Source organism: Sulfitobacter sp. HGT1, assembly GCF_013282155.1.
Taxonomy (GTDB): domain Bacteria; phylum Pseudomonadota; class Alphaproteobacteria; order Rhodobacterales; family Rhodobacteraceae; genus Sulfitobacter.
Genome location: NZ_BLWI01000002.1, coordinates 172,252 through 191,703, shown reverse-complemented (window position 1 = coordinate 191,703; position 19,452 = coordinate 172,252). Strand labels below are relative to the sequence as shown.

Below are 19,452 nucleotides of genomic sequence, written 5' to 3'. Positions count from 1 at the left end.
TTACCAGTGACCGACATTTTCCATGCTGGCCCACGGCTCTGCCGGTTCCAGCGCGTCACCTTCTTGCAGCAGTTCGATCGATACATTGTCGGGCGACCGCACAAAGGCCATATGCCCGTCGCGGGGGGGGCGGTTGATCACGATGCCGTTGTCTTGCAGAATTTTGCAGGTGTCATAGATGTTTTCGACAGTATAGGCGAGATGCCCGAAATGGCGGCTGTCATCGGGCAGGGCGTCATCGCCATCCCAGTTATAGGTCAGTTCAACATCGGCATGGCCGTCGTTCTGTCCGGGGGGGCACATGAACACCAGCGTAAAGCGCCCGCCTTCGTGGTCCATGCGGCGACGCTCGACCAGGCCAAGCAATTCGTAAAATGCCTTGGATTTTTCCAAGTCTTTTACGCGCACCATTGTGTGAAGATATTTGATCGGCATGGAGGTCCTACTTTCTGGTCTGTGACGGACGCTAAAAGAGGGATTGTACCCCAATTTGCAGTCCAAGATTTCTTGTCTCAAAGCGGGTGACGTTCGACGATGTCTGGCTCGCTTCCAATGTGAATTTAGGGGCAAAGCCGTAACTGTCAAAATCTACCATCAAAAGAGACGCAGAAACTGACGTTTTTACGTCGCGCCGTGCCTCGGCCCCGTAAATCGCATGGTCATATTGGCTGATACTGCTGCCAAGCGCCAGTTGCCCCTGACCGCCAAGGATCGGTTTTGCATGGGTATAGGTCACGCCAAACCCCGCCTTAGTATGGGTCAGCGCGGCACTGTCGGTATCTGTGCGGCCGATCTGGGTGCTCCAAGACAGGGCGGACCCGCCTTCCAAAGGCCGAAACCACTGCGCGCTTAGGTCTGCTGTCACGCCCGACCGGCGGGCATTGTCCTTGCGGTCTGAATATCCCGCAGAGGCAGCCCAAGTGAATTGACGCCGCTCGGGGCGGGCATAGCTTTGCTTCCACATCACGCGCACTTCGTCAGCCAGCGGCGTTTCAGATGTCCACAACCGGCCAAAGCTGACAGCGACAGTCTGGCGCGGGGCATCGGGACCGGAAATGAAATCGCGCCCGACAGTGCCCTCTAGCCGCCGATACGAGAAATCCGACGCCTCAACCCCCGCAGGCACGGCGTCGTCGGTAAAGGTGACGTGGTTTTCTGTCCAGCGCAGGGCGATGAAATCGCGCTTTTTCTGGCTTTGCGACAAGGTATAGCGCAGGTTTAAATCGCTGGTGAATTCGACCCCCGACAGCGGCACAGCCGACGGATCGGTGAACACCAGACCGCCCAACACCAGCGTATTGTCGCGGGGCGCGTTGTTGACGTTATCGCTGGGGGTGACGGCAAATGACAGGTTGACCGACCAGGGGTTGGTCTTGCGCACAAATCCGTAATCGCGAATGGCGCGGGCGCGCAGGGCAGGGGTGGGGGCCACATGGGTGGCGCGCCGTAACCAGATTTGCGCACGGGTTTTCTTGCCCTCGGACGACAGCGCCTGCGCCATCGTGATGGACGCGCCATATCGATCCTGATCGGTCTTGGCCGACGCCCATGCCTGCCGTGCTGCCTTTTGCGCCTCGGGATAGCGTTTCAGCGTACGCATCGCCTGGGCGTGGATCAACAGGCCGGTCGTGTCCTGCGCATCACGTTTGAGCAAGACCGTCGTGATGTCGGCGGCCGCCTGCGCCTGGCCGCCCACTAGCAAGCGGGCGGCTGCAATGCGGGCTTCGTCGGGGTTCAATGTGGTTTGCGCCACACTGACCCCGGCCAGACAGACCCACGCCAGAAGCGGGGCAAGCCGCATCAGTCGGTGCATTCCGGCGCGGTCTTGCAGGTCACGACCACGCTGCCGACCTCGCGCATGCCTGCGCCTTCGACAAACACAATGCCCGCGATCTCTTCGGCACCGGGGCCGGCGAACACGCCGCTCCAATTGCCTGTCGCGCTGATTTCGCCGCCCTGATAGCCGTCATTCAAGGTCTGCGTGCCGCCTGTCACCTCGACGGCGGTGCCAGACTTGATCGTGCCTGTGGTGCGGTCGATCTCGCTGTTGGCAAAAGACACAATACCGTCGAGCGCACCCAACGGCTGACCCGCAGTGTCATAGAGCGTGCGGTTGCGCACCACCCCCCCCACGGCACCAACCTCGTCAAAGTCCCCAAAGTCGGCCGTCATCTCCATGCCACCTGTGACATAATACAACTCGGCCACCGGATTGTCGTTATCATCGGTGGTCCGAACGACACGCACCGCGGCATATTCACCCGAATAGGAATATATCCCGGTTGCAGGCACCGCCGTGTTGCCGCTGACCCGCTGCGCACCGGCCCCGCCGAAACCGAATTCGATATATGCGTTCGATTGCGTGGCCCCGGCCTGAGACAGGCCTGAATCAGACCGTCGGAAAACCGCGAAATACCGGAATTCGTTACTGTCGGGCGCGGGGTCGCTTTGGTAGGCGGCAAACCCGTTGCTAAAGGCCGTATCTTTGATCCGCACATAGGTGTTGTTGGGATCGTCAAACGGTATGTTGTTGATCGTCAATTCGTCCTTGTCAGCGTCATAGGTGATGCTGTTGGCGGTCAGATTCTGATTGTCGGTGTTCAGATAAACCGAACCGGGGGCGGTATCGCCCGCTCCGCCGTCTGTTGTGTCGGTCTCGCCATTAAACGGAGTGCCATCGCCACATCCCGCCAAGCCAAGACAAAGCACGAGCCCTGCTGCGCCTAATTTCATATCTGTCTGCCTCGAATTTTTTTTTAATTACGGCAACAGTCGTCAATCTTGGGGGCTATTGTCAACGATACTACACCCCTTGGGGGCATTTACCCGCAAAGTGCTACTTAAAAACAATACCGCATATCGCGGTTCCGAACTGGGTTTTGCGCATATATAGTGAGCGGCGAATCCCACGCCATTTGACAGGACGCGCCCCATGCCCATCAGCCCAGACCAACAAGCCGAAATTGACGCCCTGCGTAGCACCGCACAGCCCACTTTGCGTGCCGTGTCACAGGGCATGGAAGACCATCTTTACAAGGCGATCCCCGTCCTTGACCACGGGTTCGTGCGCGTCATCGACTATATGGGCGACGACGCCGCCATCTGTCAGGCCGCCCGCGTGTCCTATGGCAAGGGCACGAAATCCGTCCAGAACGACGAAGGGCTGATCCGCTACCTCATGCGCCACTGGCATTCGACCCCGTTCGAAATGTGCGAAATCAAGCTGCACGTGAAGCTGCCCGTCTTCGTTGCGCGCCAGTGGATCCGCCACCGGACCGCCAACGTCAACGAATACTCCGCCCGCTATTCGATCCTCGACCGCGAATTCTATATCCCCACGCCCGAACACACGAATGCCCAAAGCGTCGTGAACAATCAGGGGCGCGGCGGCGTGCTCGAAGGGGCCGAAGCCGCGCGCGTGCTGGAAATCCTCAAGACCGACAGCAACCGCGCCTATGATAATTACGAGGCGATGATCGCCGAAACCGGCCCTGACGGCCAACCGCAGGACGGTCTGGCCCGCGAACTGGCCCGCATGAACCTGCCCACCAACATCTACACGCAATGGTACTGGAAGGTCGATCTGCACAACCTGTTCCACTTCCTGCGCCTGCGCGCCGATGCCCACGCCCAATACGAAATCCGCGTCTATGCCGATGCCATCTGCAACGTCGTCGCCGACTGGGTGCCCGCCGCCTACAAAGCCTTCGAGGATTACCGTCTTGGTGGAGCGACCCTTTCCCATACATCCCTTGATTGTATCCGCCGGATGTTGAAGGGTGAGGAAGTCACGCAAGAGACCTCTGGGATGAGTAAAGGCGAGTGGCGTGAGTTTATGGGGGTTATTGGGTGAGTGGAGGTTATGACTTTGAAGCGGTGCAAAGTCTAATTTTTGAGACGCTCATACCTGAGACCGAAAGAATCGTATTCCACAAAGGTAAACCTGCCGATTTTGAGTTTGTGAGCTTATACCTATCAATGATGGAAATGGCGTGGGGATGTCTAGCCATGTTAGATAAACGTCTAGGATACCATTCCTATCCTATTTTGAGGCAAATAGTCGAAACATTCATTGAGATGAAAGTTTTGGAGAGTGATCCCTCATATTTGGATAACCTAAGGTTTCGATCTGCGAGATCTAAAAAGAAAAAATTCGAAAACGCAAAGAAAGGTAACCCGTATTTTTCAAGTCTGAATAGTATTCAAAATTTGGACAATGAGATTTCAGAAAACGAGAGCGTGATAGATAAGATAGAGAAGAAGTGGAAAAGAAGGGTTTCAGTTGAAGAGAAATTTCGATTAGCTGGAATGAACGAAGAATACGATGGACTCTATCGCCTGCTGAGTGACCATACTCATTCGAACCACGGGGCACTTGTAAGTAGGCATGTTAAATTTGATGCTGAAACCACAAGTTTTGTTGCGTTTAATCATGGCGAACGAAGTGATTTTATGGAAGTTACAACATCTTTGCACGAGTATCTAAGCGCGGCGTCTGACCTCATTCGTAAAAAGTTTCTATAGGTTCTATTTATCTTAAATTGCGTTCTCGAAACTCGGGAGCTGAAATTTACTTCACAATTCTATATCTTGGGATGACGTCCAACCTTACCCTTTCCTAAGGACATCCCTAACCCATGCCAAATCTCCGATTTGGCAGCGCCCGAACCGCCCCCACGGGGAGGGCGCTTCGCTTCCCGCCCCTCGGTTCGGGCGCGGCAACCGTAAGGTGGGGATTTTCCCCACCTGACCGCAACGTGGGATAAATCCCACCCTACACCCCCTCAACCATAAACAAACCAACAATACCAACACCTTAACACCACCCACGGGTAACCCCATAACACCGCATTGACTTACCCCCAAATCCGCTCAAACTCCTCCCATGTTTGATCTCTCCAATCCCCCCGACGGGTTCACCGACAACCCCTTTCCCCATTACGACCGGCTGCTCGCCGACGCGCCTGTGTGTCCGCAGCCCGACGGGTCGTTTCTGATCTCCGGCCATGCCCATCTGAGCGCGATCTACCGTGACACCACCACCTATATCTCGGATAAACGCGCGGCGTTTGCGCCGAAATTCAGGGTCGGCTCGCCGCTGTTCGAACATCATACCACCAGCCTCGTGTTCAACGATCCGCCCCTGCACACCCGCGTGCGCCGCATCATGACCGCCGCCCTGACGCCCAAGGCATTGGCGCGGATGGAGCCGGGGCTGATCGCCATCGTCGATCACCTGCTCGACGCGATGCCGCAAGATGCCGATCTGGTCGAAAATTTCGCCGCGACCATTCCGATCCAGATCATTGGCAACCTGCTTGACGTGCCGCTCTCCGAGCGCGGCCCCCTGCGCGACTGGTCTCTCGCCATCCTTGGCGCGCTGGAGCCCACGCTGACGGGCGCGCAACTGGAACGCGGCCATCAGGCGGTGCGCGATTTCAAAGCCTACCTGCAAGACCTGATCGCGCGGCGCAAAGCATCCCCCGGTGATCCCGAAACCGATGTGCTGACCCGTCTGATCAACGGCGACGACGGCGGGACGCTGTCGGAAATCGAGCTGATCCAGAACTGCATTTTCATCCTGAACGCGGGCCATGAAACCACGACGAACCTGATCGGATCGGGCCTTGCCCTGCTGCACGATCACCCCGATCAACGCGCCAGACTGTTGGCCGACCCGTCGCTGATCAACACGGCGGTCGAGGAAGTGCTGCGTTTCCGGTCCCCCAACCAGTTCGGCAATCGCGAGACGACCGCCCCCGTCACCCTTGGCGGTCACGCCATCCCCGCGGGCAGCAACCTGCATCTGTGCATCGGTGCCGCCAATCGCGACCCTGCGGTGTTTGATGACCCCACGCGGTTCGACATCACCCGTCACCCCAACCGCCACCTTGCCTTTGCCGGTGGGCCGCATGTCTGCGTCGGCTTGACCCTCGCGCGGATGGAGGGGCGCATCGCGCTGGCGCGGTTCCTGAACCGCTATCCCGACTACAGGTTGAAACAGGGCCGCAAGCTGGGCGGGCGCATCCGGTTTCACGGTCCGGCCTATCTGCCCTCCCGGCCATTTCCCTAGATTTGGCCCGCTTTTGTTGCAAAAGGGCTAGACTTGATGGCCCCCAGTGGGCAAAGCTGAACAAAAGCGGAAAATAGACGAGGGATATGATGCGTTTACCAACAGCAATGATCGCCGGCCTTAGCATGATGGGGGCGATTGTCCTGCCTGCTCAGGTTTCTGCCGAAGCCAAAGTGTACCCATACCCCACCAGTGCAAACTACTGCCCGGCCGGGCTTCAGCCCATTACGATTCAAGGTGTGATCTGCTGCGGTACGCCAAACCAGACCATGACCTATCAGCAGGTCAAAGCGCATCCGGTCAAGAAGGTCCGCAAAGCGCATTACCACAAGCCGCGCCCTGTGACGTATTCCTGCATTCCGGGTGAAAAAGGCTGTAGCTAAACGCGGCAGCCCACAGGCATTTGAATAGCCCGGTGTTTGCGCATCGGGCTTTTTGCTGAAATGGGTCCAGGTGTGGGCCATCTGGCTGCCCTTGTCTGGCAGACCGGAAAATACAGACAATCCTCTGCAAAGCCGCGCCTTCGGGGCGAAATCTTAAGGACGAGATGTGACGATGATCATTTACGGGCTCAAGAACTGCGATACCTGCCGCAAGGCGATGAAATCCCTTCCCGATGCGCAGCTTGTCGATGTGCGCGTGGACGGCGTTCCGGATGATGTGATGCAACGCGCCTTTGCGCAATTCGGCATGGCGTTGGTCAACACACGCTCGACCACCTGGCGGGGGCTGGATGATGATGCCCGCGGGCAAGAACCGCTGACCTTGCTGGCGCAGCATCCCGCCTTGATGAAGCGCCCCCTGATCGCGACAGGGGAAGAACTGCATCTGGGCTGGGCCAAACCCGTGCAGGACGCACTTGGCGTTTAGGTCCGGCGCGCGACCAATACCTTGTCCAGCGACAGCGGCCCTGCGCCTTTGACAAACAGAACGGACAACAACAGCAGCCACAACGCGCGCTGGTCCAGAATGGTACCGTCCGGGATATGGTCGAACCAACGGCCAAGGGCATCAAGCTGTCCATGACCGTAGATATCGGTGGCCGACTGCAAGAACACAAACCCGATCATGCCAATCGCCGCCAGCCGCGTGAACAACCCCAATACAATCAGGGCGGGCAGCAAGAATTCGGCCATGGTTCCGGCGATGACGACCGCATGGTGAAAGCTGCTGAGCGCCGAGCTGTCATAGCCCACCGCTTCAAACGCTTTGGGCCAGATCTGGATATAGGCACCTGCGGAGGGGTTCAGTATTCCGCCAAATCCGTTGCCCAGTTTCGTCAGTCCGGAGTTCAGGAAATACACCATCAAAACGGCCGCAAACACCAGGCGAGCAAAGGTGGGCAGCATCCAGTTCTGGCGCATCAGACGGATAACGATGGCGTCGTACATATCAAACACCCTGTGCATATCAGATGGTTTCCTTTGCGCAAAAGGCATTGCTGGATAGGGCCACTGTCAGTGCGGCGGCCAGATCGAATGCGGGGATTTCAGCGGCGGTGGCGTCAACGGCATCGCCGAGGGTTTTGCCTTGTTCCAGATGCGCCAACCAATTGGCCCCACCGGAGGGCAGCAAGCGGGGTTCGGGGTCGAAATCGGGCCGGGTGATCAGGACGTCTTGGGCCTGCATCACGGGCTTTTCGGCACCCTCGACCATGTTGAAACGCCAGATGTCATAGAGCGGCCAAGCCGATCTGATGATCCGCGTGGCGGGCGCAAGCGTAAATCTATGTTGCATGATCGCGTCGGGCGACAGCTGCTGAAAGCCTACAAGATCAAAGGCCGGTGCATCCGCCGCATGATAGGAAGAGCGCATCGCAAGATCGAGCCGAGCGCAATCCGCAAGATAGCCGAGTTTCGCGACTTGTGGCAGCTGTTCAAGAAATCTTGGGAATTCGCCGCCATAGTGCATCATCAAGGGTGATGTCGGCGGGTGCGCCCGGGCAAATACCGGGGCAAGGCTGTCAAAACTTTGCCCGCCCAGAATTTTGCGCACCAAGGGAAAGGCGGTTTGCAACGCGGCAATCAGCGAATGGGTGACATTATTGCGGTAAACGTCATAGCGTTTTCCGGCAGGGGTATGATGCGCGCCCTCCAGCCCTTGTGGCACGGGGGCAGACGGGTCAAGCAACCCTTGGCGAAAGGCGGATTGGTCTGTCATGCGGCCAACGCAAGGGCTGCGCGCTGTGCTTCGGCTTGCAAAACGGGCCAGTCAGGCACGTCGTTATCCCATTCGACCAGAACCGGCTTGGGGCCGGTCCGTGCAAGGGTATACTCAAGCAGCGCCCAGACCGGATCGACCACGGGTTTGCCATGGCTGTCGATCAACAGCGGCGCACCGGCATCATCGGTGTCTTCGTCATGGCCGCCAACGTGGATTTCGCCCACATGGGCCAGCGGATAGGCGTCGATATAGCTTTGTGCCGACAGGCCAAGGTTCGTGGCCGAGATAAAGACGTTATTGACGTCCAACAGCAGCCCGCAGCCGGTTTTGCGCACCAGTTCGGCCAGAAATTCGGTCTCGGACAGGGTGGATTCAGCAAAGGCCAGATAGCTGGATGGGTTTTCGAGCAGCATCTGCCGGCCCAACATATCCTGGACCTGGGCAATATGGCTGGCAACGCGGGTCAGGGTGGCACCGGTATAGGGAAGCGGCAACAGATCGTTCAGAAATTCGGCCCCGTGGGTCGACCAGGCAAGATGTTCGGAAAAGCTGGCCGGTTGCGCCCGGTCGCACAGCGTTTTCAGCCGGTTCAGGTGGTCGCGGTCCAGCGGGGTTTCGCCGCCGATGCTCAGGCCGACACCATGCACGGACAGGGCAAACCTGTCGGTCAATGCGCGCAGTTGGGCAAGGGGACGCCCGCCATCGCCCATGTAGTTTTCGGCATGGATTTCGATCCATTCGACGGGATCGGGGTCGCGCTGCAAGTCGCTGAAATGCTGGGGCTTATAGCCAACGCCCGGGGCGGCGGGCAGTCGGTCAAAGCGGCGTTGACTGTCGAGCATGACGCACGCTCCCTTGGCTGGATATCAAAGGGGCGCAGGCAGCGGTAAACACTGCCTGCGCCGGATCGGTTTAGGCTGGCAAGTCGCGGTCAAGTGGCTCGAGCGAGCCTTTGCGCGCTGTGCCGTCTGCCATTTCCGGCAGTTCCATGGATTCGCATGTGCCTGCGTCAACCAGCGTCCAGGAGTTGCCTTGGAAATCGGTCACAGAGGAGCCTGCGCATGTTGTGCCCGGACCTGCGGCGCAGTCATTTGCACCCGCAAGTGCAACGCCGTAGCATTTTTCTTTGGCGGCGGCATCGGCGGGAGTGCTGTGGGCGGCCAAAGCTGCGGCAACGGCACCGGCGACGGCGAAAGTTTTCATCGTGTTGGACATTTCGGTGTTCCTCCTGATTGGATGTTCTGTCTTCGTAACTCATTTAAAGCCGTGTTGGTGCGACAAAGCTACTCACGTCGAAGTGTCTCACATGAACGTCAGGAAATCTGGTGGTTTTCTGTAATATTTGGCGGAAAAATGCTGAAAACGGCATTTTTCTTGAAACAATCCGTCACATCCGGGCGGCACATATGTCCGCCCGGACGGGTTTGTTACAGTAGAATTTAACGCAGATCGGGCGGGGTCGCCTCGATACCAAGTGCTGCTGCGACGTCGGCAAGCGACTGAACCGAGGTCTGTTTTTCGCCAAGACGCCGCACGGATACGGTTTTTTCTTCGACCTCGCGGGCACCGACGGCCAAGATGACCGGCACCTTGCCAACCGAATGTTCGCGGACCTTGTAGTTGATCTTTTCGTTGCGAATGTCAGCTTCGGCGCGGACACCTGCGGCGGTCAGGGTCTCGATGACCTCGCGCACGTAATCATCCGCCTCTGAGGTGATGGAGGCCACAACGACCTGACGCGGGGCCAGCCAGAACGGCAGCTTGCCTGCGTGTTCTTCGATCAGGATGCCGATGAAACGTTCAAACGATCCCAAGGTCGCGCGGTGCAGCATGACGGGGCGGTGTTTCGCGCCGTCGGACCCGACAAAGGTCGCGTCCAGCCGTTCGGGCAGCACGAAATCCACCTGATGGGTGCCACATTGCCAGTCACGGCCAATCGCGTCGGTCAGCACGAATTCCAGCTTGGGGCCGTAAAACGCACCTTCGCCGGGGTTGATTTCAGGTTCGATCCCCGCTTTGCGGGTCGCAGACAGCAGGGCCGCTTCGGCTTTGTCCCAGACTTCGTCCGATCCGGCACGGGTGTCGGGGCGGTCCGAGAACTTGACCTTAAAGTTTTCAAATCCGAGGTCTTTGTAGATCGCGGACAGGAATTCGATGTAGATCAGGGTTTCTTCCTCGATCTGGTCCTCGCGGCAGAAGATGTGGCCATCGTCCTGGGTAAAGCCGCGCACGCGCATGATACCGTGCAGCGCGCCCGAGGGTTCATAGCGGTTGCACGAACCGAATTCGGCCATGCGCAACGGCAGGTCGCGATAGGATTTCATGCCCTGGTTAAAGATCTGCACGTGGCAGGGGCAGTTCATCGGTTTCAGCGCGTTCACGGTTTTCTCGCGGGCGTGTTCTTCGTCGACTTCAACGATGAACATATGCTCTTGATACTTGTCCCAATGGCCGGATTTTTCCCACAGTTTGCGGTCGACGACTTGGGGTGTGTTCACCTCGACATAGCCGCCGGCGCGCTGTTTGCGGCGCATGTAATCCTGAAGCTGGGTGTAGATCAGCCAGCCGTTGGGGTGCCAGAACACCTGACCGGGGGCTTCTTCTTGCATGTGGAACAGGTCCATCTCGCGGCCCAGTTTGCGGTGGTCGCGTTTGGCGGCCTCTTCGAGCATATTCAGATGCGCGCGCAGCTTTTCCTTGCCGGTAAAGGCCACGCCGTAGATGCGTTGCAACATCGCGCGGTCGCTGTCACCGCGCCAGTAAGCGCCAGCGATGGACATCAGTTTAAAACTGTCACCGGGCACCTGGCCGGTGTGTTGCAGGTGCGGGCCACGACACAGGTCTTGCCAGTCGCCGTGCCAATACATGCGCAGCGGCTCATCACCCGGAATGCTTTCGATCAGTTCGACCTTATAGGGTTCGCCCAGATCTTCGTAGTGCTTGATCGCGCGCGGGCGGTCCCAGACTTCGGTGCGTACGGGATCGCGGGCGTTGATGATTTCTTTCATCTTCTTTTCGATCACGCCAAGGTCTTCGGGGGTAAAAGGGTCGGCGCGGTCAAAGTCATAATACCAGCCGTCCTTGATCACCGGACCGATGGTGACGCGTGTGTCGGGCCAGATTTCCTGAACGGCGCGGGCCATGATGTGGGCAAGGTCGTGGCGCACCAGTTCGTTGGCCTGATCTTCGTCGGCCATGGTGTGGATCGCGATGTCTGCATCTGCGTCAATCGGCCAGGCCAGATCGAAATGCGCACCGTTCACGGTGGCACTGATCGCCTTTTTGCCAAGGGATTTGGAGATGTCATTGGCGACGTCGCCCGCAGTGATACCTGCGCCGTACTGTCGTGCATTGCCATCGGGAAGGGTAAGGGTGATCTGGGCCATTTGGGCCTCCTCGTCGGTTTGGCGCCTACGAGACGCCCGGTTGCGGGTTATTTGCTCCCGCTAGATGGCCGCGCGGGGCAGGGTTGTCAATAACTTGGGGCGGCTTTGGAAACTTCTTGGCAGGCTTGCGCGTTGGGTCAAGATATTGACGCGACAGATAATATGACGGGAAGCGACAGAATGCAGGACGGATTGGCAAGCGCGGCGTTCGAGAAACTCTCGGGGGCTGAGGGTGAGGCGGACGATCTGTCACAAGGGGCGCAAAAGGCCGAAGCGCCAAATGCGTTGCGCCATGTTGCCAGCCTGTCGATGACCAAGATCGCGGACGGGTTGATTGACCCCAAGCTGATGTTGTCTTGGCTTTTGACGTCGCTGGGCGCACCGGCGGTGTTTGCCGGGGTCTTGGTGCCGATCCGTGAAAGTGGCGCGTTGCTGCCGCAGATGTTGATGGCGTCCTGGGTGCAGTCGATGCCGCGGCGCAAGTGGGTGTGGGTGTTGGGCAGTGCGGGGCAGGGGATATTTGCCGCGCTGATCGTGTTGGCCGCATTGACGTTGGACGGGGCCGCGGCGGGGTATGCCATTTGCGCGGCCCTTGGTGGGCTGGCTTTGTCGCGGGCGGCGTGTTCGGTGTCCTACAAGGATATTCTGGGCAAGACCGTCGGTCAGTCGCGGCGCGGCGCGATTACGGGGTTGGCAGGGTCGGTATCTGCGGTGGGGGTGGTGATCCTTGCGGTGCTGCTGATGTCGGGCCTGTTCGAGGACCGCCGCATCGTCATCGCCGCAATCGCATTGGCCGCCGGTCTGTGGGGCGCTGCGGCGCTGTTGTTTTCCACATTGAAGGAAATGAAAAGCGACCCGTCCAAGGGCGAAGGCGCGGATTTCGGCATATTGAAAAAGGATGCGAACCTGCGCCGCTTTATCCTTGTGCGCGGGTTGCTGGCGTCAACCGCATTGGCCCCGCCGTATTTCGTCGTACTTGCTGGGGGCGAGGACCAGTCCGCCCTTGGCCAGTTGGGCGCATTGGTTCTGGCATCTGCCCTGGCGTCTTTCCTAAGCTCTTATATCTGGGGGCGGTTGTCGGACCGGTCCAGCCGCAAGGTGTTGATGCTGACGGGATGTGTGGGGGCCGTGGCGATGCTGGGCGCTGTGGCGCTAAGCATGCTGGGGCTGGCCATGCAAATCTGGGCGATGCCGCTGGTGCTGTTCATCCTGATGATCGCCTATCACGGTGTGCGGCAGGGCCGGTCGACCTATCTGGTGGACATGTCGCCGGAAAACCAGCGGTCGGCCTATGCCGCCGTGTCAAATACGGTGATCGGCGTGCTGTTGCTGGTTGCGGGGGTCGCTGGCGGCGGTGTTGCGCTGATCGGGCCGACGGCAACGCTGGTTTTATTCGCACTTATGGCGATTGGCGCAGCGGCTGCGGCAATTGGTCTGCGCGAGGTCGAAGCTGCTGATTGATCCTTGGCGCGACAGGTTCTATGACTTGGCGGGTGGAACATGCATTCAAAAGGATGGCGAAATGTCCAAACATAACCGCAGTTTCGAGCTGACGATCAGCGATATCGACCTGATCGAGGCAGCCCTGCACGTGACCAAGCGCGACCTGTCGGCGGATGTCTATAACGGCACCCAAGAGATGTTGCCCGCCGATGAAACGGTGGAGTCGCTGCGCAAGATCGACGATCTGCTGGGACGTCTGCACAATCAAAAGATTTTCTACCGCCCCGCCAAGGGCCCTTATCTGGGCGGATGAACATGGCGCAGACCCTCGAGACCCCGCAAGGGCGCAAGCTGGCCTATCATCTGACGGCCGGTCAGGGGCCTTGCGTTGTTTTCCTGGGCGGTCTGAAATCCGACATGCAAGGCACCAAGGCGGTGTTCCTTGAGGACTGGGCCCGCCGCGAGGGCCGCGCGTTTTTGCGGTTTGATTATTCGGGGCATGGTGACTCCTCGGGTGATTTCACCGACGGCTGCATTGGCGATTGGGCCCAGGATACGCTGGCCGCAGTGAGCGCGTTGACCACGGGCAGGATCGTGCCTGTCGGGTCGTCCATGGGCGGCTGGCAATCGTTGTTGCTGTGCCGCGCGATGCCTGAACGGATCGCCGGGCTGGTCACCATCGCGGCGGCACCCGATTTTACCGAAGACGGATATTGGGCCAGCTTTACCGACGCGCAAAAGCAGCAGTTGGACACAGTGGGCCACGTCGAGCTGCCGTCGGATTATATGGAGCCCTACATCATCACAAAGCGGATGATCGAGGACGGGCGCAAGCAGCTGGTGTTACGCTCGCCGTTGCATCTGCCGTTTACGGTGCGGTTCTTGCAGGGCACGGCCGATACGGCGGTAAGTGTCGCAACGGCGGTGCGGTTGCTGGAACATGCCACAGGGCCGGACATGCAGTTGCAACTGGTCAAGGACGCCGATCACCGCTTTTCCGACGATCGCTGTCTGGGGCTGATGCAGGCCGCGGTCCACGAGGTGTTGGACAAGGCTGTGGATGCGTAAACCCGCCAGCATGTGGAGCCTCGAGACGGTCGGGCGGGTGCGTCTGTCGAAACACTTTTACATGCGCGATTTCCTGTATTCCGAGATCAGCGGCTTTCATGGCATCCCCAACATCCCCGATAATCCCGATCTGGCGATTGAAAACGGGCGGGCGTTTTGCACCGCCTTGCTGGACCCGCTTGAAGAAACATTTGGCCGGATCGCGGTGCGGTCCGGTTATCGGTCGCGGGCGCTGAATGACTATGGCAACGCCAACAAGCTGAACTGTGCCGCCAGCGACAACCCGATTGAATGCCACATCTGGGACCGTAACAGCGGCGATGCGGCCATTGCGGGGGCGTCTGTCGTGATCCCGTGGTTTGCCGATCAATATGATCAGGGGCGTGACTGGCGCGATCTGGCGTGGTGGGTGCATGATCATCTGCCCTATTCCGAGATGTGGTTCTTTCCCAAGCTGGCGGCGTTCAATCTGGTGTGGCGGCCGGTACCCTTGCGCATGATCTCCAGCTATATCGCGCCAAAGGGGATGTTGCTGCGGGCAGGGCAGGCCCCGTCGGAACCGGTCGAACAGCGGCAGCAGCGGTACCGTGACTTTCCGCCCTTGCATGGCATTGCCTATCCATGTTGATGTGGGCAGCAAATCGGCAGGGCAGTGACATGTATTTCGCAATCAACACGATGAAAGACAGGGCAATTTATGGCTGAACCGCTTGTGCTTTTGCCCGGACTGATGTGCGACGCGCGGGTGTTCTGGCCTCAGATTGCCGAATTGTCGGCGACGCTGGCTGTGACGGTGGCCCCGATTACCCAAGGCGAAAGGATCGATGAAATCGCATCCGGTTTGCTGGATCTTCTGCCGCAGAAATTTGCGCTGGCCGGGTTGGGGCTGGGCGGCATGGTGGCGTTGGAAATCGTGCGCCGTGCACCCGACCGCGTCACGCGGCTTGCCCTGATGGATACCAGCCCCTTGGCGGGGACACCGCAAGGATCGGCCATGCGCGAGTTGCTGATCGTCAAGGCCAAGTCGGGGCGTCTGGCCGATGTGATGCGCGAAGAAGTCCCGCTGACCGCTCTGGCCCAAGGACCAAGCCGCGCGGCGGTGATGGATATCTTGCTCGACATGGCCGACACGCTGGGCGTCGAAGTATATTTGAAACAGGCCCGCGCCCTGCAACGTTGCCGCGATCAGCAAGCGGTGCTGCGCAAGCTGCGCTGTCCGACCCTCGTGATGTGCGGCGCGTCAGATACGATCAACACCGTGAAGCGCCACAGCTTTATGGCGGAACTTATTCCCAGCGGGTCTTTGCAGGTGATCGAAGGGGCAGGGCATATCCCGACGCTGGAACAGCCCGAAGCGGTGACAGACGCGTTGATCCACTGGATGCGCCAGCCCTACGTCTTGCAATAACGCAAAAGGCTCAGACAAGCCGGGCAGTGATCTCGGCGCGTTCGGCTTTGGGCACGACGTGAACCTCTTGGACGGGTTTCAGCGTCTCGGGGTCAAAAAACGGCGTGTCTTTCCAGCGGCCTGTGACCCGTGCTGCGGTCACGCGGCTGAACACACCCCAGACAAAACGCGCCATGCCTTTATGCTGCGGCTTGCCTTTGACCGTCTTGTAAAACGCCTTGGTTGTGACCCGGCCAAGGGCATCGGGCTGGGACAAAAGCGCCACGCGGATACTGGAAAACGCGATCTTGGGATTGCGCAGGGTGTTGCCGATCACCGACCCGCAGCATTTCGTGTGCCAGCGCAGAATATTGGTTTCCCCAAAGGAAAACACTGCCAGCTGATCCGCCCCCCGATCAAAGACGATCCGGTCGGGCGTGGTTTGGAATAGTGCGACAGAGGGCGTGTCGGGCTGACCCGAATAGACCTCGGCGGCGCGGCAATCCTTGCAAAAACATTCAAGGTGATTGCCGATGGCAGGGGATGCGCCGCGCAACGTTCCGGTGACCGTGCCACAAGAGCATGAAAACGGGACGTCGCGCGGCGCTTTGAACATTATGCGGCAGCGTTATTATTGGCTGGCTTTGCAGGTTTTTCCTGCGCCGCGCCGTTCTGGTTGGCATCAATGAATTTCAGCACCAGCGGGCGGATGTTGTCGCGCCAGCTTTTGCCCGCAAAGATACCATAGTGGCCGGCACCGTCTTCAAGATGGCTGGCCTTTTTGCTGTCGGGCAGACCGGTACACAGGCCAAGTGCTGCGATACATTGACCGGGGGCCGAGATATCGTCCTTGGTGCCTTCGACGGTTTTGACCGCAACGGTTGTGATCTTGCCGATGTCGACCTTTTTGCCCGCAACGGTAAAATTATTCGTGCCGATCTCGTTGTTTTTAAAGATCCGCTCGACTGTAGAGAGGTAGAATTCGGCAGGCATATCCATGACGGCAAGGTATTCGTCATAGAACTTGTTGTGTTTGTCGTGATCGCTGGCTTCGCCTTGGGCGACGCGCATGATCTGGTCGCGGAACGCCTTGGTGTGGGTTTCGCTGTTCATCGAGATAAACGAATTCAGCTGCAACAGACCGGGATATACCTTGCGACCGACGCCGGGGTATTTAAAGCCAACGCGCTGGATCGACATTTCCTGAAGCTGGCCCATGTGAACGCGGTCGCCAAAATCGGTGACTTCGGTGGGGCTGGCATCGGGGTCGATGGGGCCGCCGATCAGGGTCAGGGAACTGGGCTGTGCGCTTGGGTCTTCCTCGGCCAGATAGGCGGTCGCGGCAAGGGTCAGGGGCGCAGGCTGGCACACGGCGATCACGTGAACATCCGGGCCAAGGTGGCGCATGTATTCAACAAGGTGCAGCGTGTAATCTTCGACGTCGAACTTGCCGGCGCTCACAGGAATTTCGCGGGCGTTGTGCCAGTCGGTGATATAAAGGTCGGTATCAGGGATCAGGCTGATCACGGTCGAACGCAACAATGTGGCATAGTGGCCGGACATCGGGGCAACCAACAGGACTTTGCGTTTTGGCAGTTCGCGCTTTTGCACGACGAAATGCAGCAGGTCGCCAAAGGCACCCTGAATTTCTTTCTTGATCTCGACGGGGTGGTCCGCGCCGTCTTTGCCGACAACCGGCGGCAGGTTCCAGTCGGGTTTCGCAACCATCCGCGCAAAGCTGCGTTCGGTGACTTCGCCCCAGGCGGCCATCCAGTCAAGTGCGGGGTTTGGAATGGCGGAAAATGCCGGATAAGAGGCAAAAGCCTGCGCGGTCGCACCTAACCATTGATTAGTGTTCCGCATTGTTTCCATTAGATCGTAAGATGCCATATACTTCATGAGGGGTCTCCTTTTGGTTGGCCCTGTGCTTGGGCACTCCGCCGGTCCCCTCCCAGTCAGGACGGCGCGATGCTGCAAGTGCAAACATAGGGAGGAAAAAGTTCAATGACAACAAAAACGAATGAACCGACTGAACCGGACGCTGCTGCACTGGCCCGGATGACCGAGAATATGAGTAAAGTTGAGGCTCTGGGCGCGCGGCTGTCGCAGATTATGCTGAACCGGGAGGGGCACCAGGCCAGTCTGGACGCGCCGAATCAAGAGCTGTTCGCCAAGGCCGCCCAATCCTATTGGAACGAGGCGGTACAGAATCCCGCCAAGCTGATCGAGCATCAGGTGTCATTCTGGACCAAATCCGTCTCGCATTTTGTCGAGGCGCAAAAGGCATTGGCCAAGGGCAAGCTGGAAGCGCCCGCCGATGCCCCGACCGACGACCGGCGTTTTGCCAATCCTTTGTGGAAATCCCACCCTTATTTCAATTTTGTAAAACAGCAATATCTGATCAATTCCGAGGCGCTGAGCCAGGCGGTTGCCGATGTGCCCGACCTTGAACCGCGCGAGAAACAGCGGTTGGGGTATTTCAGCCGCCAGATCATCGACATGATGAGCCCGACCAATTTTCTGGCCACCAATCCCGACGCGTTGGAACGCGCGGTGGCCACCGAAGGTGAAAGCCTGATCAAGGGGCTGGAAAACCTGATTTCCGACCTCGAGGCGAATAACGGCGAGATGATCGTCCGGCTGGCCGATGAAAAAGCGTTCGAACTGGGCCGCAACATTGCCACGTCACCGGGCAAGGTGGTGTTTCGCAACCGCATGTTCGAACTGATCCAATACACGCCCACGACCGAAAAGGTGCATGCCACACCGATCGTGATCTTTCCGCCCTGGATCAACAAATTCTACATTCTGGACCTTAAGGAACAGAACAGCCTGGTGAAGTGGATCGTGGATCAGGGGCATACCTTGTTCATGGTGTCCTGGGTCAACCCCGACAAAAGCTATCACGACGTCGGCATGGGCGACTATATCGAGGAAGGCTTCATCGCGGCCATCGAGGAAGTCAAAAAGATCACGAAACAGGATCAGGTGAACGCGGTGGGCTATTGCATCGCTGGCACCACACTGTCGCTGACATTGTCCTTGCTCAAGCAACGCGGTGACAAATCGGTCAAATCCGCCACCTTCTTTACCGCGCTTACCGATTTTTCGGATCAGGGCGAATTCCAGCCCTTCCTGACTGATGATTTCATCGACGGGATCGAGGCCGAAACCAAGGATAAGGGCATCTTGCCGTCCATCATCATGGCGCGGACCTTTTCGTTCTTGCGCTCGAACGATCTGGTGTATGGGCCGGCGATCAGAAGCTATATGCTGGGTGATACGCCGCCGGCCTTTGACCTGCTCTATTGGAACGGGGACGGGGCGAACCTGCCGGAACGCATGGCGATGGAATACCTGCGCGGCTTGTGCCAGCAAAACAAGCTGGCCGATGGCGGGTTTGACCTGCTGGGCCATCACCTTGAACTGGGCGATATCGACGTGCCGCTGCTGGCTGTCGGATGCGAAACCGATCACATCGCGCCTTGGAAGGACAGTTTCCGCGGGGTCCAGCAAATGGGCAGCAAGGACAAGACCTTTATCATGACCCAATCGGGCCATATCGCGGGGATCGTGAACCCGCCCAGCAAGGGCAAGTACGGTCACTATACCAACCCCGACATTTCACTGGATTACAAAGACTGGCTGGAAGCGGCCGAGTTCCATGCCGGATCGTGGTGGCCGACCTGGGCAAGCTGGCTGGAGAATCATCAAGGCGACGAAGTAGATGCACGCATACCGGGCGCGAATGGTCAGGAAATCTTGTGCGATGCCCCCGGAACATATGTCGCGCGAAAGGCAAATAGCTGATCTGATTGTTCTTTTCCCCAACGTCAATTATCTTATGCTGCGGTGCAGAAAAAACTTGAAATGCCGCACCGCAGCATGTATATCAGTGTCATACCAGAACGAGCAGGCTCTCGCCGCTCTCA

21 protein-coding genes are annotated in these 19,452 nt (G+C 58.5%); 11 read left to right on the top strand and 10 right to left on the bottom strand.

What is annotated here, in order from left to right; translation table 11 throughout:
- Genes HGT1_RS03035 through HGT1_RS03025 form a run of 3 tightly spaced genes read right to left on the bottom strand, consistent with a single transcriptional unit; the run spans window position 1 to window position 2,733 of the window.
- On the bottom strand, window positions 1-435 hold the full coding sequence (locus tag HGT1_RS03035; protein WP_176248505.1) for a VOC family protein: 435 nt from the start codon (window positions 433-435) through the stop codon (window positions 1-3).
- A gap of 31 nt (window positions 436-466) precedes the next feature.
- Window positions 467-1,813: a surface lipoprotein assembly modifier gene (locus HGT1_RS03030; protein WP_176248504.1), complete on the bottom strand. Its 1,347-nt coding sequence runs from the start codon at window positions 1,811-1,813 to the stop codon at window positions 467-469.
- A complete protein-coding gene (locus tag HGT1_RS03025) occupies window positions 1,801-2,733 on the bottom strand; it encodes a hypothetical protein (protein WP_176248503.1) in 933 nt (310 codons plus the stop codon). The genes HGT1_RS03030 and HGT1_RS03025 overlap by 13 nt, the downstream gene beginning before the upstream one ends.
- A 199-nt stretch (window positions 2,734-2,932) precedes the next feature.
- Between HGT1_RS03025 and thyX the strand changes: the two genes are divergently transcribed.
- The 5 genes from thyX to HGT1_RS03000 all read left to right on the top strand — a co-directional run bounded on the left by thyX (window position 2,933) and on the right by HGT1_RS03000 (window position 6,943).
- A complete protein-coding gene (thyX, locus tag HGT1_RS03020) occupies window positions 2,933-3,853 on the top strand; it encodes an FAD-dependent thymidylate synthase (protein WP_176248502.1) in 921 nt (306 codons plus the stop codon).
- Complete coding sequence (locus HGT1_RS03015; RefSeq protein ID WP_176248501.1) at window positions 3,850-4,524, top strand: DUF5677 domain-containing protein; 675 nt, start codon at window positions 3,850-3,852, stop codon at window positions 4,522-4,524. The genes thyX and HGT1_RS03015 overlap by 4 nt, the downstream gene beginning before the upstream one ends.
- Before the next feature lie 361 nt (window positions 4,525-4,885).
- Window positions 4,886-6,073, top strand: a complete 1,188-nt coding sequence (locus HGT1_RS03010; RefSeq protein ID WP_176248500.1) for a cytochrome P450 — start codon at window positions 4,886-4,888, stop codon at window positions 6,071-6,073.
- Window positions 6,074-6,159: 86 nt separating this feature from the next.
- Window positions 6,160-6,456 (top strand): hypothetical protein, encoded by a 297-nt coding sequence (locus HGT1_RS03005; protein ID WP_255200078.1) that lies wholly within the window; start codon window positions 6,160-6,162, stop codon window positions 6,454-6,456.
- A 172-nt stretch (window positions 6,457-6,628) separates the two neighbouring features.
- A complete protein-coding gene (locus HGT1_RS03000; RefSeq protein ID WP_176248636.1) occupies window positions 6,629-6,943 on the top strand; it encodes an ArsC/Spx/MgsR family protein in 315 nt (104 codons plus the stop codon).
- Here HGT1_RS03000 and HGT1_RS02995 read toward each other — a convergent pair.
- The 5 genes from HGT1_RS02995 to thrS form a co-directional block, all read right to left on the bottom strand.
- Window positions 6,940-7,464: a DoxX family protein gene (locus HGT1_RS02995; protein ID WP_255200077.1), complete on the bottom strand. Its 525-nt coding sequence runs from the start codon at window positions 7,462-7,464 to the stop codon at window positions 6,940-6,942. The genes HGT1_RS03000 and HGT1_RS02995 overlap by 4 nt on opposite strands.
- Window positions 7,465-7,483: 19 nt before the next feature.
- Entirely contained in the window at window positions 7,484-8,233 is a 750-nt protein-coding gene (locus HGT1_RS02990) for a DNA-binding domain-containing protein (RefSeq protein WP_176248498.1), read from the bottom strand.
- On the bottom strand, window positions 8,230-9,078 hold the full coding sequence (locus HGT1_RS02985; RefSeq protein ID WP_176248497.1) for a DUF692 domain-containing protein: 849 nt from the start codon (window positions 9,076-9,078) through the stop codon (window positions 8,230-8,232). Before HGT1_RS02985 ends, HGT1_RS02990 begins: the two co-directional genes overlap by 4 nt.
- Before the next feature lie 70 nt (window positions 9,079-9,148).
- Window positions 9,149-9,451 carry a DUF2282 domain-containing protein gene (locus HGT1_RS02980; protein ID WP_176248496.1) on the bottom strand — a complete coding sequence of 101 codons (303 nt, stop codon included), beginning with the start codon at window positions 9,449-9,451 and terminating at the stop codon, window positions 9,149-9,151.
- Between the two features lie 224 nt (window positions 9,452-9,675).
- Entirely contained in the window at window positions 9,676-11,622 is a 1,947-nt protein-coding gene (thrS, locus tag HGT1_RS02975) for a threonine--tRNA ligase (RefSeq protein ID WP_176248495.1), read from the bottom strand.
- A 180-nt stretch (window positions 11,623-11,802) separates the two neighbouring features.
- Here thrS and HGT1_RS02970 point away from each other — a divergent pair, with 180 nt between their 5' ends.
- The 5 genes from HGT1_RS02970 (at window position 11,803) to HGT1_RS02950 (ending at window position 15,541) form a co-directional block, all read left to right on the top strand.
- Window positions 11,803-13,083, top strand: coding sequence for an MFS transporter (locus HGT1_RS02970; RefSeq protein ID WP_176248494.1), 1,281 nt, complete (start codon window positions 11,803-11,805; stop codon window positions 13,081-13,083).
- Between the two features lie 61 nt (window positions 13,084-13,144).
- Complete coding sequence (locus tag HGT1_RS02965) at window positions 13,145-13,378, top strand: hypothetical protein (protein WP_176248493.1); 234 nt, start codon at window positions 13,145-13,147, stop codon at window positions 13,376-13,378.
- Window positions 13,379-13,380: 2 nt separating this feature from the next.
- Window positions 13,381-14,133 (top strand): carboxylesterase, encoded by a 753-nt coding sequence (locus tag HGT1_RS02960; protein WP_176248492.1) that lies wholly within the window; start codon window positions 13,381-13,383, stop codon window positions 14,131-14,133.
- 10 nt (window positions 14,134-14,143) lie between these two features.
- Entirely contained in the window at window positions 14,144-14,761 is a 618-nt protein-coding gene (locus HGT1_RS02955; protein ID WP_176248635.1) for a hypothetical protein, read from the top strand.
- A gap of 69 nt (window positions 14,762-14,830) precedes the next feature.
- Window positions 14,831-15,541: an alpha/beta fold hydrolase gene (locus HGT1_RS02950; RefSeq protein ID WP_176248491.1), complete on the top strand. Its 711-nt coding sequence runs from the start codon at window positions 14,831-14,833 to the stop codon at window positions 15,539-15,541.
- Window positions 15,542-15,551: 10 nt separating this feature from the next.
- Here HGT1_RS02950 and HGT1_RS02945 read toward each other — a convergent pair whose 3' ends face one another.
- Both HGT1_RS02945 and phaZ read right to left on the bottom strand, forming a co-directional pair.
- Window positions 15,552-16,136, bottom strand: a complete 585-nt coding sequence (locus HGT1_RS02945; protein WP_176248490.1) for a DUF6151 family protein — start codon at window positions 16,134-16,136, stop codon at window positions 15,552-15,554.
- Window positions 16,136-17,419 carry a polyhydroxyalkanoate depolymerase gene (gene phaZ, locus HGT1_RS02940; protein WP_176248489.1) on the bottom strand — a complete coding sequence of 428 codons (1,284 nt, stop codon included), beginning with the start codon at window positions 17,417-17,419 and terminating at the stop codon, window positions 16,136-16,138. The genes HGT1_RS02945 and phaZ overlap by 1 nt, the downstream gene beginning before the upstream one ends.
- A 105-nt stretch (window positions 17,420-17,524) precedes the next feature.
- On the opposite strand from phaZ, the gene HGT1_RS02935 reads away from it, so the two are divergent.
- Window positions 17,525-19,330, top strand: a complete 1,806-nt coding sequence (locus HGT1_RS02935) for an alpha/beta hydrolase (RefSeq protein ID WP_176248488.1) — start codon at window positions 17,525-17,527, stop codon at window positions 19,328-19,330.
- Window positions 19,331-19,452 lie beyond the last annotated feature (122 nt).